11 protein-coding genes and 1 pseudogene are annotated in these 13,756 nt (G+C 67.1%); 8 read left to right on the top strand and 4 right to left on the bottom strand.

Annotation, left to right across the window (positions count from 1 at the left end):
• Positions 1–272 precede the first annotated feature (272 nt).
• Positions 273–2,606 (top strand): mechanosensitive ion channel domain-containing protein, encoded by a 2,334-nt coding sequence (locus KZO25_RS18880; protein ID WP_223138108.1) that lies wholly within the window; start codon positions 273–275, stop codon positions 2,604–2,606.
• Positions 2,607–2,803: 197 nt separating this feature from the next.
• On the opposite strand, the gene KZO25_RS18875 is transcribed toward KZO25_RS18880, so the two are convergent.
• The 4 genes from KZO25_RS18875 to hemC are packed head-to-tail and all read right to left on the bottom strand — an operon-like array spanning position 2,804 to position 7,355.
• Positions 2,804–4,060: a heme biosynthesis HemY N-terminal domain-containing protein gene (locus KZO25_RS18875; RefSeq protein ID WP_223138107.1), complete on the bottom strand. Its 1,257-nt coding sequence runs from the start codon at positions 4,058–4,060 to the stop codon at positions 2,804–2,806.
• A complete protein-coding gene (locus tag KZO25_RS18870; protein ID WP_223138106.1) occupies positions 4,057–5,613 on the bottom strand; it encodes a uroporphyrinogen-III C-methyltransferase in 1,557 nt (518 codons plus the stop codon). Before KZO25_RS18870 ends, KZO25_RS18875 begins: the two co-directional genes overlap by 4 nt.
• A gap of 6 nt (positions 5,614–5,619) precedes the next feature.
• The gene (locus KZO25_RS18865) at positions 5,620–6,417 is read right to left on the bottom strand and encodes a uroporphyrinogen-III synthase (RefSeq protein WP_223138105.1); all 798 of its coding nucleotides are present in this window, start codon (positions 6,415–6,417) and stop codon (positions 5,620–5,622) included.
• The gene (gene hemC, locus KZO25_RS18860) at positions 6,417–7,355 is read right to left on the bottom strand and encodes a hydroxymethylbilane synthase (RefSeq protein WP_223138104.1); all 939 of its coding nucleotides are present in this window, start codon (positions 7,353–7,355) and stop codon (positions 6,417–6,419) included. Before hemC ends, KZO25_RS18865 begins: the two co-directional genes overlap by 1 nt.
• A gap of 262 nt (positions 7,356–7,617) precedes the next feature.
• Between hemC and argH the strand changes: the two genes are divergently transcribed.
• The 7 genes and pseudogenes from argH to KZO25_RS18825 all read left to right on the top strand — a co-directional run bounded on the left by argH (position 7,618) and on the right by KZO25_RS18825 (position 13,753).
• Positions 7,618–9,054, top strand: coding sequence for an argininosuccinate lyase (argH, locus tag KZO25_RS18855; RefSeq protein WP_223138103.1), 1,437 nt, complete (start codon positions 7,618–7,620; stop codon positions 9,052–9,054).
• Positions 9,051–9,167 (top strand): annotated as a pseudogene (lptM, locus tag KZO25_RS18850) (LPS translocon maturation chaperone LptM); the annotation flags it as partial. The gene argH and the pseudogene lptM, both read left to right, overlap by 4 nt.
• Positions 9,168–9,214: 47 nt before the next feature.
• Positions 9,215–10,498 carry a diaminopimelate decarboxylase gene (lysA, locus tag KZO25_RS18845; RefSeq protein WP_223138102.1) on the top strand — a complete coding sequence of 428 codons (1,284 nt, stop codon included), beginning with the start codon at positions 9,215–9,217 and terminating at the stop codon, positions 10,496–10,498.
• On the top strand, positions 10,498–11,331 hold the full coding sequence (dapF, locus tag KZO25_RS18840; RefSeq protein WP_223138101.1) for a diaminopimelate epimerase: 834 nt from the start codon (positions 10,498–10,500) through the stop codon (positions 11,329–11,331). Before lysA ends, dapF begins: the two co-directional genes overlap by 1 nt.
• A 34-nt stretch (positions 11,332–11,365) precedes the next feature.
• A complete protein-coding gene (locus KZO25_RS18835; RefSeq protein ID WP_066451922.1) occupies positions 11,366–12,085 on the top strand; it encodes a DUF484 family protein in 720 nt (239 codons plus the stop codon).
• A complete protein-coding gene (locus tag KZO25_RS18830; RefSeq protein ID WP_066451923.1) occupies positions 12,078–12,992 on the top strand; it encodes a tyrosine recombinase XerC in 915 nt (304 codons plus the stop codon). The genes KZO25_RS18835 and KZO25_RS18830 overlap by 8 nt, the downstream gene beginning before the upstream one ends.
• 5 nt (positions 12,993–12,997) lie before the next feature.
• The gene (locus tag KZO25_RS18825; RefSeq protein ID WP_066451924.1) at positions 12,998–13,753 is read left to right on the top strand and encodes an HAD family hydrolase; all 756 of its coding nucleotides are present in this window, start codon (positions 12,998–13,000) and stop codon (positions 13,751–13,753) included.
• Positions 13,754–13,756: the final 3 nt, after the last annotated feature.

Genomic DNA, 13,756 nt, shown 5'->3' with positions numbered 1-13,756 from the left:
GGAACAGCGCCAGTCAGGCGCTGCGCGCCATGCCTGGCGCACAAGAAAAGCCACTCGCAGGACGAGTGGCAAGAGGATCGAGCTTAGTGCAGGGATTCATGCCAAGGGATAGGCACAGGAGCAATATGACACAACCTGTGCAGAGTGTACAATTACTGCATCGAAAAAACCGATCAATCCATCCCCGTTCGTCCCATGGTGACAAAAACCGTATCATGAGCCGCACTGGGGTAAACGCTCCCCGCCTACACGCCCGAGATGGAGGTCACTGCGTGATACCGACACGTTTCATTCCCTGGCTGCTTGGCTGGTTGTTGCTGGCCAGCCTGGCGGCGACACCTGTCCTGGCCCAGCCAATCGAAGCTACCAACGGCCCCGCCTACGCGACGCTGGCCGACCTGCTGGAGGATGAGTCATCCCGACAGCAGCTTATCGACCACCTGCGCCGCCAGGCGATCGATGAGGGCGCCCTGGCTAGTGCCGAAGCCGTGCAGGAGGGCCAGCAGCCGGAACAGGTGTCGGCACCACGGCAGCTGGCGGAGATGACCAGCCGCGTTGTCAGTGATATCAGCGGGGAACTGCGCAACCTGGTGAATATTGTCACCGGGCTATTCACCGGTGAAACCACCGCCACCGCCTTTGATACGGCAGCCTTCACTTCGGCGGCAATCAACCTGGGCCTGGTGATACTGGCCACCTTCCTCCTCTTCATCGCCTTCCGCCACCTTGCCAGACCGCTGTTCACCCGCATCAGCGGCTGGTCCTTGCAGGCCAATAGCCTAACGCCAGTCGTGCGCCTGGTGCTCTGCGTGGCCCTGGCCGCGCTGGTGGACGTGATGATCGTGGTGCTGGCCTACATGGGCGGTAACCTCATCGCCACCTTCGCCATCGGCGAGGCCGGCGAGCTCTCAACTCGCGCATCGCTGTTCCTCAACGCCTTTCTGATCATCGAACTGCTGAAGGCCGCCGTGCGGATGCTGTTCTCGTCACGCTACGAGGGGCTTCGCCTGCTGCCCATCTCGGCTTCGGAAGCCTCCTACTGGAATCGCTGGATCGCTCGGCTCATCGGCCTGGTGGGCTATGGCCTGATGGTGGTGGTGCCGCTGGCCAACGTCTATCTCGCCCCGACCCTGGGACAGGGCATCGGCGCCCTGATCATCTTCGGTGCCTTCTTCTACGCCGTCGCGGTGGTACTCAAGAACCGGGGGCGGATTCGCAATAACCTCGACGAGCTGGCAGGGCGCAGCGACCTGACGGCAACCCGGGTCTCCCTGACGCTGTTTGCCCGCACCTGGCACCTGTTCGCCCTGGCCTACTTCCTGATGGTGCTGGTGCTGACCCTGACTCGGCCGGCGGATGCGCTGCCCTTCGTACTCTTGGCGACGCTCAAGACACTGGCCATCGTGGTGGTCGGCATGCTGCTTTCGAGCCTGCTGTCCCAGACCATCGGGCGTCGCATTCGCCTCTCCGACGACCTGCGCCGTAAGCTGCCGTTGCTGGAGCCACGCCTCAACAGCTATGTGCCCAACGCCCTGCGCGTCATTCGCACCGTCATTCTGATCGTGGTGATCCTGCTCGTGCTCCACGCCTGGGGCGCCTTCGATCTCATGGCCTGGTATGCCTCCGAGCCGGGGCGCGGCCTGGTGGGCACGCTTGCGAGCGTGGCAACGATCCTGGTCGTCGCCATTGCCGCCTGGCTGGGCCTGGCCAGCCTGATCGAGCACAAGCTGAACCCGGAAACCGGCACCGGCGAGCCCACGGCGCGGGCCAAGACCTTGCTCTCGCTGTTCCGCAATGCCCTGGCGATCGCCCTGATCACCATGACGATGATGATCGTGCTGGCCGAGATCGGCATCAATATCGGGCCGCTGATCGCCGGTGCCGGTGTACTCGGCCTGGCCATCGGCTTCGGCGCCCAGAAGCTGGTGCAGGACATCATCACCGGGATCTTCATTCAGGTGGAGAACGCCATGAATACCGGCGATGTGGTAACGGTGGGCGGCATCACCGGCACCGCCGAGCGGCTCAGCATCCGCTCCGTGGGTATCCGCGATATCTCGGGCACCTACCATATCGTGCCCTTCTCCAGCGTCGACACCGTCTCCAACTACATGCGCGAGTTCGGCTACCACGTGGGCGAGTACGGCATCGCCTATCGCGAGAGCATCGACGACGCCATCGTCGCCCTGCGCGAGGCCTTCGATGAACTGGCGGCCGACGAGGCGCACAAGATGAATATCCTGGCACCGCTGGAAGTGGCCGGGGTAACCGGCCTCGGCGACAGCTCGGTGAATATCCGCGTGCGGATCAAGACCACACCGGGCACCCAGTGGAGCACCGGCCGCGCCTTCAACCGGCTGGTCAAGCTGCACTTCGACGGCAAGGGCATCGAGATCCCCTTCCCTCACACCACGCTCTACTTCGGCGTGGGCAAGGAGGGCGAGGCACCGCCGGCCAACCTGCGCGTCATGCAGCAGCCCTTCGACATCAACGGTCGTCCGGGCGGGCAGCCAAGCTCCGGCGAGAGCAGTCGTTCCGGCGAGGACGACCCCCGCTCGAAGCCCAACCCGACCTTCAAGGGCGACTACGACGACGACAAGGACTGATAGCGTCCACCAACGCACCGCGGGGGCTGTCATTGGCAGCCCCCGCGGTGTTATGGACACACAAAAGGGGCGACCATGCGCCCCTTCTCTGTCGGCTTCCCATTACCGGCGGCATTTACGACCTCTTGCGCCGAGCGGCATGCTGTATCTGCCGATACCGCAGGGCGCAGTGCCACGTCATCGCGCCCATTACGGTGCTACTTCTTCTTGCCTCCCTTGCCGGCTTCGTCCTGAGGCGGCGGCTCGGCCGGCTGCGGCAGCGACGGCAGGGACTTGTCGAGCAGCTCGACGCTCTGGCGATAGTAGAGCTGGCTCTTGTTGTGCTCGCCCAGGTTGGCGAAGAGCCGCGCCAGCTCTGCGCAGACCACGCCACTGGGGCGCTGCCGCTGGCTGGTCTCGAAATACTCCTGCGCCTTGCCCCAGTAGGCGTTGCGCAGCGCCAGCCGACCCAGGGTGAGGAGCAGGTCCGGGTCGTTGGGGCGCTCCTGCAGCCACTTCTCGGCATGCACCAGCTGACGCGCCGGGTCCACGTTGAGCAGCCCGTAGCGCAGCACCAGGCGGCTGTCCCAGTGCTCCTTGAGCGAGTGGCGCAGCAAGCGCTCGGCGATGCCTTCCTCGTTGCCACGCACCAGCGCCTCGGTATAGAGCACCACCAGCTCGACGTTGTTGCGCAGCGGGTCCGGCATGTCGGCCCACAGGCTGCGTACCCGCTCCACGTTGCCCGGGTCGCGAGCTTCGTGAATCAGCAGTTCCTTGTAGGCACGCAGTTCCAGCTGCTGACGCTCCTGGGGCGAGATCAGCTGCCGCGAAGCGAGCCGGGGCATCAGGCGACGCAGCCCCTCCCAGTCGCTGACGCTCAGGTAGGCCTGCTTGAGCTGCTTGAGCACCTGCGGATGGTTGGGCAGCTGTCGATCCAGCCGGGTCAGGATCGCCAGCGCTTCTTCGTACTGCTGGCGGTCCAGCATCAGCTGCACCTGCATCAAGCCGACCGCGGTGTCGGCCCCGTCGGTGCTCAGGTGAGCTCGCTTCAGCAGCGTATCCGCCTGCTCATAACGGCCCTGGTAGTGGGCCGCCAGCGCGGCCGACAGGTAGTTGACCAGCGGTGTGCCGGAGTCGTCGGCGGCCTTCACCAGCGACTTCTCGGCCCGCTTCCAGCGCCCTTCGGCCAGGGCCACCAGGCCTTGCACGGTCCGCTTCATGGCGTTGCGATGACGGGTCCGGCTGTTCCACACCTTCAGCCGGCTGACCGGATGGCTCATGCGCATCAGCAACCGCAGCACGAAGTGCAGCACCAGGAAGAGCGCCAGCAGCAGTATCAGGCCGAACCAGAAGGAGGTCTGGTAGGAGGTGTCGCCGACCCGCACCAGCCAGTAGCCGGGCACCGAGACCATCAGCTGGCCGAACAGTGCCCCCAGCGCCAGCCCCAGGAGTACGATCAGGAGCAGTTTTCTCATGCGTCATCTCCCCGCTCGCCACGCGAACCGAATCGACGCTCGATGAACTGGGCCAGCGCCTGCTGGGAGCCGCTGATGTCTGGCAATTCGGGGCGAATGGTCTCGCCCTTGAGCGTTTCGAGACGCTCGATGACGGCCTGGACTTCGCTGCGCTCGGTGTCGTAGTAGGCATCGAGCAGAGCCAACGCCTTGTCGATGCTGGCCTCATAGAGTGCCTGCTCTTCCTGCAGCAGGGCCAGTTGAGCCTGCTCCAGTATCAGGCGTGCGCTCTGGCGCAGGTAGGATTCCTGCTCGGGCGTGACCAGGGTCTCCAGCGCCTCGTCATGATGTCGAATCACCACCAGGTCCTTGAGCTCCTGGCCGAAGCGAGACAGCTGCTCCTGCCAGCCACCGGCGGGAGCCTCCTGCATGCCGGAACGGGCGGGGATTTCCTCAAGCTCGCGGGAGAGCGGCAGCTCTGCCAGGCGCTCCTGCTGGGCGTTCAGCGCCATATAGAGCCCGGTGCGGTCAACCTGAGGAACGCTTTCCAGTACCGACAGCTCCGAGGCAATGGCGCGACGAATGGAGAGCAGCGCCGGATTGTCGGCTTCGTTCAGGCGATCATCGGCGGTGCGCAGCAGGGCGGCAGCACCTTCCACGTCGCGCTCCAGTTGCAGGCGCTGATTGGCCAGGCGCAGCAGGTAGGCAGCTTCGGCATGCAGCCACTCGCGCTCGTCGGGCTCCTGCTCGCGGGAGAGCTCGTCGAGGACATGGTCCAGTGCCGAGTCGACCTCACTGCGATAGCTGGCAAACTCGCTGCGTATCGACTCGACGGCGTCGGCGCTCTCGCTCTCGGAGGCCTCCAGACGACTTTCGACGCGGCTCTCCAGCTCAGCGAACTGGTCGGCCGAGGCGGCGGTTCCGGCCCGCTCCTCGAGCTCTGCCAGGCGCTGCTGCTGGCTGTCCATGCGCTCCCAGGCTTTCCAGGCGAACAGGCCCGCACCGATACCGAGGAACAGCACCAACACCAGGGCCAGGGTGCCCTTGCCGCCACCGTTGCGGCCGCCCGTCGTGTTGCTGGCGCCCGGCGGCACCTGGCCGGCTCCGGTAGAGGCCGACGCGGGCCTGGCACCGGCTGGCTTGTCACTCGTCTTGCCGGCCGAGGCCTTGTCTTCTCCCTTGCCATCCGGCTTGGCACCGGACGGTTTTGCGTCAGGCCTGGGCTTGTCGGTGCCAGTGGCACTCCCGCCGGGGGCGGGCTTGTCGCTGGCGGCAGCGGGCGTGGCCTTGCCATCCTCGCTAACTGCCGGCTTGGCCGGCGGTGTCTCGGGAGACGGCGCGGCCGCTTCACCTGTCGAAGCCGGTGCCGATGCCGATGCCGAACGATCCGGTGGTGCGGTGGCCGGCTTGTCGCCGCCCGCCTCCGGCTGCGACGATTTGCCGCGCTTCTTCGCGCGGTTTTTGTCCACGGCACCACCGGACTTGCCGGTGGCACCGGCCTCACGGCGGCTGCCGTCCTGAGCCTCACCGGAAGGCGACTTCTGTTCGTCCTGCTCGTTAGTCTGCTTGCTCATCTGTCGCTAGCCCTTTTCGAGATCGTCGTGATCGACATCGGCACGCTCCGGGTCGCAGGTCTCGACCACAGCAGCGGCCAAGGCAGCCGGCGTGGCACCCGACGCCACCACCCGAGTACAAAACCCCAAGTTGTCGGCCAGTGTAGCTAAACGGCGACTGGAGACGATTAGCGGTTGGTTCAACGTGGCCTCGGTACACCATCTTGCCAGATGTTCCAGCAATTCTCCGCTGCTGACCACCAGCGCACGGAAATCACCCTTGGCGAGCCTGGCCTGCATGGCGGGAACGGGGGACCGAAGATGGCGCCGATAGAGAGAGAGGCGGGTCACCCGGCCGCCTCGGGCCGTGAGGGTATCGGCCAGCAGGGTACGGCCTCCCTCGCCTGCCACCAGCAGGATGCGCTGTTCCTTGAGGTCACGCAGCGATGCCAGCTGCAGCAGCGCTTCGCTGGTGTCCTCGCCGGCCTGCACCGGCGGCACATGCACCCGCACCCCAAGCCTGTCGTGCAGGGTCTGGGCCGTAGCCGCACCCACCGCATACCAGGCGGTTCCCAGGGGAAGCGCGGGCCAGTAGCGGTCGAGCGCCTCGTAGAGGCAGTCGGCGGCAAAGGGGCTCACCACCACCACCTTGTGGAAGTGGTCGAAGTCGAGCCAGATACTGCGCAACGCCGGAGTCTCCGGTACGGGTTCCAGCACCATTACATCAAGGTTGGCCACCGGCAGGCCGGCAGCCTCGATGGCCGAGGCCAGGGCCCGGGAGCGCGATCCCGGGCGGCAGATCAAGACCGGCCGCACCGCGGGCATCAGCCGCCGTATACCTGAGCCAGTATCTCGCCTGCACCCCGCTCCAGCAGCTCCTCGGCCACCCGGATGCCCAGCGCTTCGGGTTCATGGATGGAGCCGCGGCCTTCGGCACGCAGCACCTCGGTGCCCTCCGGGTTGCCCACCAGCGCACGCAGCCACAGTGTCTCACCGTCGTTCTCGAAGGCGGCGTAGCCGCCGATCGGCACCTGGCAGCCCCCCTCCAGGCGCGTGTTCATGGCGCGCTCGGCTCGCACCCGGGTGGCGGTGATGGGGTCGTCCAGCGGCGCCAGCAGGCTGACCAGTTCAGGGTCGTGGATGCGGCACTCGATACCCAGCGCGCCCTGGCCGCAGGCGGGGAGACACACCTCCGGCGGCAACTCCTGGGCGATGCGCGCCTCGAGGCCCAGGCGCTTGAGCCCGGAAGTTGCCAGCAGGATCGCATCGAACTCGCCGGCATCGAGCTTGCCCAGGCGGGTCTGGACGTTGCCACGCAGATTGAGAATCTCCAGATCGGGACGCGCCTCGCGCATCTGCAGGCCGCGGCGCAGACTGGCCGTACCGATCCTGGCCCCTTGGGGCAGCTCGTCCAGCGAGGCGTAGTGGTTGGAAACGAAGGCGTCGGTAGGCTCGGCCCCGGCCAGGATCACCGACAGGCCGAGCCCTTCCGGGAAGTGCATGGGCACGTCCTTCATCGAATGCACGGCGATATCGGCCCGACCGTCGAGCAACGCCTCCTCCAGTTCCTTGACGAAAAGCCCCTTGCCGCCGATCTTCGCCAGCGGCGTGTCGAGAATCTTGTCGCCACGGGTCGACATGGCCACCAGCTCCACCTCCAACCCGGGATGCTGGGCCATGAGCAGGTCGCGAATGTGTTCGGCCTGCCACATGGCCAGTTGGCTCTTGCGGGTCGCAATGCGCAGCGTATTGATGGATCGCACGTAGTTCTCCCCATGCAGCGGGCCCGAGCGGGCCTTGTTCTGCTGTTGGCGCCGCAGACAGTCGCGGCCAATGATAGTATCTGCCTCTCATCATAAAGCACCTGGCGGGGCAGGAAAAACTGCCGTCATGTCGCACAGTCCCGCCGGTGGGCGCCCCTCGCCACTTACGCCGACTCTGGTACACTGCGAAACATGATCCGGGGCCGCTGCGCGCAGCCCCTCCGTGAATACATAGCACGCACCAAGCAGGATGCCCACGCCGATGAGTCCTAGTTCCACATCCCCCGGCACCAACCAGTCCTGGGGCGGCCGTTTCAGCGAGCCAACCGATGCCTTTGTCGAGCGCTTCACTGCCTCGGTCACGTTCGATCAGCGCCTTGCCCTGCAGGACATTCAGGGCTCCGTGGCCCATGCCACCATGCTGGCCCGTGTCGGCGTATTGACCGACGACGAGCGCGACGCCATCGTCGCGGGCCTCACCGAGATCCGTGGCGAGATCGAGCGCGGCGAGTTCCAGTGGTCGGTCGCGCTGGAAGACGTACACATGAACATCGAGGCGCGGCTCACCGACAAGATCGGCATCACCGGCAAGAAGCTCCATACCGGCCGCTCGCGCAACGACCAGGTGGCCACCGACATCCGCCTCTTCCTGCGCGACGAGATCGACGTGGTGGAAGCCGAGCTGATCCGGCTGCGCGAAGGGCTGATCACGCTGGCCGACCGCGAGGCCGACACCATCATGCCCGGCTTCACCCACCTGCAGACCGCCCAGCCGGTGACCTTCGGCCACCACCTGCTGGCCTGGCAGGAGATGCTGGCACGGGACCACGAGCGCCTGCTCGACTGTCGCAAGCGTGTCAATGTGCTGCCGCTGGGCGCCGCGGCGCTGGCCGGCACCACCTATCCCATCGACCGCCATGTCACCGCCGAGCTGCTGGGCTTCGAGCGCCCCGCCGAGAACTCGCTGGACGCCGTGAGCGATCGCGACTTCGCCATCGAATTCACCGCCTTCGCCAGCATCCTGCTGATGCACCTGTCGCGGATGAGCGAGGAGCTGGTGCTGTGGACCAGCGCCCAGTTCGACTTCATCGACCTGCCCGACCGCTTCTGCACCGGCAGCTCGATCATGCCGCAGAAGAAGAACCCCGACGTACCCGAGCTGGTTCGCGGCAAGACCGGTCGCGTCTATGGCCACCTGATCGGCCTGCTGACGCTGATGAAGTCGCAGCCCCTGGCCTATAACAAGGACAACCAGGAGGACAAGGAGCCGCTGTTCGATACTCTCGACACGGTGCGCGACTGCCTCAAGGCCTTCGCCGACATGGCGCCGGCCATCACGCCGCGCAAGGCGAGCATGTATGAGGCCGCCCGCCGCGGGTTCTCCACCGCCACGGACCTGGCCGACTACCTGGTGCGCCGCGGCGTGGCCTTCCGCGACGCCCACGAGATCGTCGGCCAATCGGTGGCCTTCGGCCTGCGTGAAGGGCGGGATCTGTCCGAGATGACCCTCGAGGAGCTGCATCAGTTCTCCGACACCATCGACGAGGACGTCTTCGAGGTGCTGACCCTGGAGGGCTCGGTGGCGGCACGCAACCATATCGGCGGCACCGCCCCGGACCAGGTGAGGGCCGCCGCCCAGCGGGCCCGCGACGCCCTGGCCGCACTCGCCTCCCATGGGCTCCGGAGCGACCGGGCATGAGCCATCGACTCGCCCTGGCCCCCCTGATCCTGGCCGTACTGCTACTGGCCGGCTGCGGCCAGACGGGGCCGCTCTACCTGCCGGATGACGAGCAGGCCGCCGAGCGCTACGGCAACCCGGCCGCTTCCGATGCGGCCGACTCCGAAGACGAGAGCTGAAAATGGACCACTTCGAATACCGCGACGGCGTGCTATACGGTGAGGAAGTCCCGCTATCGCGGGTGGCCGATGAGGTCGGCACCCCCTGCTACGTCTACTCCAAGGCGACCCTGGCGCGACACTTCCGCGCCTATACCGAGGCGCTGGGCAGCCACCCCCACCTGATCTGCTATGCGGTGAAGGCCAACTCAAATCTGGCGGTGCTGGGCCTGCTGGCCCGTCTCGGAGCCGGCTTCGATATCGTCTCCGTGGGCGAGCTTGAGCGTGTGCTGGCGGCCGGCGGCGACCCGGGGAAGGTGGTCTTCTCCGGCGTAGCCAAGCAGGCAGCCGAGATGACCCGGGCGCTGGAAGTGGGCATCAAGTGCTTCAACGTGGAATCGCGGCCGGAGCTCGAGCGCCTCAGCGCCGTGGCCCAACGGCTGGGCAAGGTGGCTCCGGTGTCGCTGCGGGTCAACCCGGACGTCGACGCCGGCACCCACCCCTATATCTCCACCGGCCTGAAGGGCAACAAGTTCGGCATTCCGGTGGACGAGGCGCTCGCGGTCTATGAACTGGCCAGCACCCTGCCCGGCATCGAGATCGTTGGCCTGGACTGCCATATCGGCTCGCAGCTCACCGAGCTCGCTCCCTTCCTCGATGCCCTTGACCGCCTGCTGCTGCTGCTGGAGCGCCTCCGCGAGCGCGGCATCACGGTGGAGCACCTGGACCTGGGCGGCGGCCTGGGCGTGCCCTACCGTGACGAGCGCCCACCCCAACCCTTCGACTATGCGGCCTCGCTGCTGGAACGCCTGGGACAGTGGCCCCATGGCGCGAACCTGACCCTGCTGTTCGAGCCGGGCCGTTCCATTGCCGCCAACGCCGGCGTACTGCTGACCCGGGTGGAGTACCTCAAGCACGGTGAGACCAAGAACTTCGCCATCATCGATGCCGGCATGAACGACCTGATTCGCCCGTCCCTCTACCAGGCGTGGCAGGCGATCATTCCGGTGGATGCGCGTCATCCCAGGGACAGCGCGCTCTACGATGTGGTGGGCCCGGTCTGCGAGACCAGCGACTTCCTGGGCAAGGATCGCGAACTCGCCATCGCCCCCGGCGACCTGCTGGCGGTACGCTCGGCCGGCGCCTACGGCTTCACCATGGCTTCCAACTACAACAGCCGCCCGCGCCCGGCCGAAGTCATGGTGGATGGCGACACCTACCATGTGGTGCGCCAACGCGAGTCGATCGAGGACCTGTGGGCCGGCGAGTCTCTGCTGCCCGACGACGCCGCCGGGGAGACACGCTGATGCTGCTCCACTTCACCAAGATGCATGGCCTCGGCAACGACTTCATGGTCATCGACCTGGTCACCCAGCGCGCCCGGCTGCGGGACGAGCAGGTTCGACAGTTGGCCGATCGCCGTTTCGGCATCGGCTTCGACCAGCTGCTGATCGTCGAGCCGCCGCGGGACCCGGACATGGACTTCCGCTACCGCATCTTCAATGCCGACGGCAGTGAAGTGGAGAACTGTGGCAACGGAGCGCGCTGCTTCGCGCGGTTCGTGCGCGATCAGCGCCTGACCCACAAGCACGAGATCCATGTGGAGACCGCCGGTGGCCCCCTGACCCTGCTGGTCGAGGACGACGGCCAGGTGACGGTGGACATGGGCGTCCCGCGATTCGACCCCCGGGCACTGCCTTTCGAGGCCAACGAAGACCTGCTGCGTCATCAGCTTGAGGTGGATGGAGAGCGCGTCGAAGTGGGCGCGGTCTCCATGGGCAATCCCCATGCGGTGCTGCGGGTCGACGACGTCGAGCAGGCGCCGGTCAAACGCCTCGGACCCGCCATCGAACATCATCCGCGCTTTCCACGCCGGGTCAATGTAGGCTTCATGGAGGTCGTCTCGCCCCACGAGATTCGTCTCCGGGTCCATGAGCGCGGCAGCGGAGAGACGCTGGCCTGTGGCACCGGCGCCTGCGCGGCGGTGGCCTGCGGCATCCGCCAGGGGCTGCTGGAAAGCCCGGTCACCGTGCATCTCAGAGGTGGCGACCTGCGCATCGAGTGGCCGGCCGAGGAGGCCTCGCTGCGCATGACCGGCCCCGCCGAGCGCGTCTTCGACGGTCGCGTCGCCCTGGCTTGACCCGGGCTGAAGCCCATCATCAAGGAGCATCTGCATGACCCGAGCCGCCCCCGAACCGCGCAAGACCCTGGATCCCGATCGGGTAGCAGAATGGCTGGCACGCCATCCGGACTTCTTCGTCGGCCGCGAAGGGCTGCTGCAGCAGCTCAAGGTGCCGCACCCCGAAGCCCAGGGCACCACCTCGCTACTGGAGCGCCTGGTCTATGACCTGCGGCGTCGCGCCGAGCAGGCCGAATGGCGCCTGGAACAGCTGCTGGAGTCTGCGCGCCACAACGAAGCCCAGTTCCGACGAACCCGCGAACTGGTGCTCGCCCTGCTCGAAGCCGAAGATGCCGACACCCTGGGCCAGACGCTGGCCACCCAGATGGCCGAGCGATTCCAGATACCGGCCGTGGCCCTGTGGTGCCCGGCGGAGCTCACGGATCATGAACCGCTGCCTCCCCAGGCCCCGCGCCAGGTGCTGGACGATCATGCCGGCGTCCGCCTGGCCGCCCTGCTCGACGGCCGCGCCAGCCGTTGCACCCGGCTGACCCAGACCGACTGGAGCCGCCTGCTCCCCCATGCCAAGGCGCCCCGCCAGGCCGGCTCCTGCGCCCTGGCACGCCTGACCCTGGGGGAACCGATGGGCTACCTGGTCATGGCCAGCCCCGACCCCGACCACTTCCGAGCCAGCATGGATACCCTGTTCACCGAGTACCTCGGCGACGTGCTGGCACGGCTATTGATGCGCCTGAGCCCCTCGCCCCATGGCTGAGAGCGCCCTTCGCCGCCAGCTCGACGAGTGCCTGGGCGAGCTGGCTCGCACCGCAAGCCCCGCTACCGTGGCGGCCTATCGCCAGGACCTGGCTGCACTGGCTGTATTCCTGGAGTCGCAGGGAATCGAGGACGGGGCCGAGCTGCAGGTCGGCACGGTACGTCGCTTCCTCGGGGCCGAACGCAGCCGCGGGCTGGCGCCACGCAGCCTGGCCCGTCGCCGGGCGGCCGCCTCGCACTTCGCCAACTTCCTGCGCCACGCCGGCCTGCTGGGCCACAACCCGGTCGAGCTGGTGCCGACACCGCGCCAGCCCGGCCACCTGCCCAAGCCGCTGGACGTGGACCAGCTGGCCCACCTGCTCGACACCCCCCATGACGGTTCGCCCCTGGCGACCCGCGACCAGGCCATGCTGGAGCTCTTCTACTCCAGCGGACTGCGCCTGGCCGAACTCGCCGGTCTCGACCTGGGCGACCTGGAGCCGCGCCGGGTGCGGGTGATGGGCAAGGGCAGCAAGCCACGCCAGGTGCCGGTCGGCGGCAGTGCCAGGCGGGCACTGGAACAATGGCTGAGCCTACGCCCCGCCCTGGCAGCCCCGGGGGAACAAGCACTATTCGTCGGCTCGCGGGGGGCACGCCTGGGGCATCGCGCCATCCAGAAACGCCTGGCCGAACTGGCCCGGCGCCGGGGCCTGCCGGAGCATCTTCACCCGCACCGGCTGCGCCACTCTTTCGCCAGCCACCTGCTGGAGTCGAGCCAGGATCTGCGTGCCGTCCAGGAGCTGCTGGGGCATGCCAACCTCTCCACGACCCAGGTCTACACCAAGCTCGACTGGCAGCACCTGGCCGCCACCTACGACGCGGCGCACCCCCGCGCTCGCCGACGCCCCGCCGACCCGTCCGGGGAGTGACCGAAATGCCGACAACGACGCCATTCCAGGCCCTGACCTTCGACCTCGACGATACCCTGTGGGATAACCATGGCGTCATGGTCGAGACCGAGACCGGACACTATGCCTGGCTCGACGAGGCGCTGGAGGCGTGGCAGCGCAACCGCGGCCAGCCCCCGGCACGACGCTTCGCCGAGCGTTTTCCGCTGGAAGCCTTCCTGGACCAACGCCGTGAACTGGCCGCCGCCTACCCGCTGCGCCGCGGGGACTTCACCTGGCTGCGTGAACAGGCCCTGCAGAGGCTGCTGGTAGCGTATGGGCTGGACAGCGACGCCGCCCGGTCGTGGGCCGCAGCCGCCATGGAGCGTTTCATGGTGCTGCGCCATCAAGTCACGCCGCACTCGGAGGTGGAGTCGCTGCTGTCGACGCTCGGCCAGCACTACCGGCTCGCCAGCATCACCAACGGCAACGTGGACATACATCGACTGCCGCTGGGTCGCCACTTCCCGGTGGCCATCGCCGCCGGTGAGCTCCTCGCCCCCAAGCCCGATGCGCGCCCCTTCCTGGCTGCCTTGGCTCGGCTCGGCACGACGCCCGCCCGGACCCTCCACGTGGGCGACTCCTGGCGCGAGGACGTCGAACCGGCTCACCGCCTGGGCATGCAGGTCGCCTGGATTTCACCGCATATCGATGACATGCCCCTGCCTGCCGGCATCCACCGGCTGAATCACGTGCGGGAACTGCCCGAGCTGCTGCGGCTGGTCGGGGGGGAGCAAGGCTGATAA

The organism is Halomonas sp. ANAO-440, from assembly GCF_019915905.1.
In the GTDB taxonomy this organism is placed as follows: Bacteria; Pseudomonadota; Gammaproteobacteria; order Pseudomonadales; family Halomonadaceae; genus Halomonas; species Halomonas chromatireducens.
This window is presented reverse-complemented; position numbering and strand designations above follow the sequence as displayed.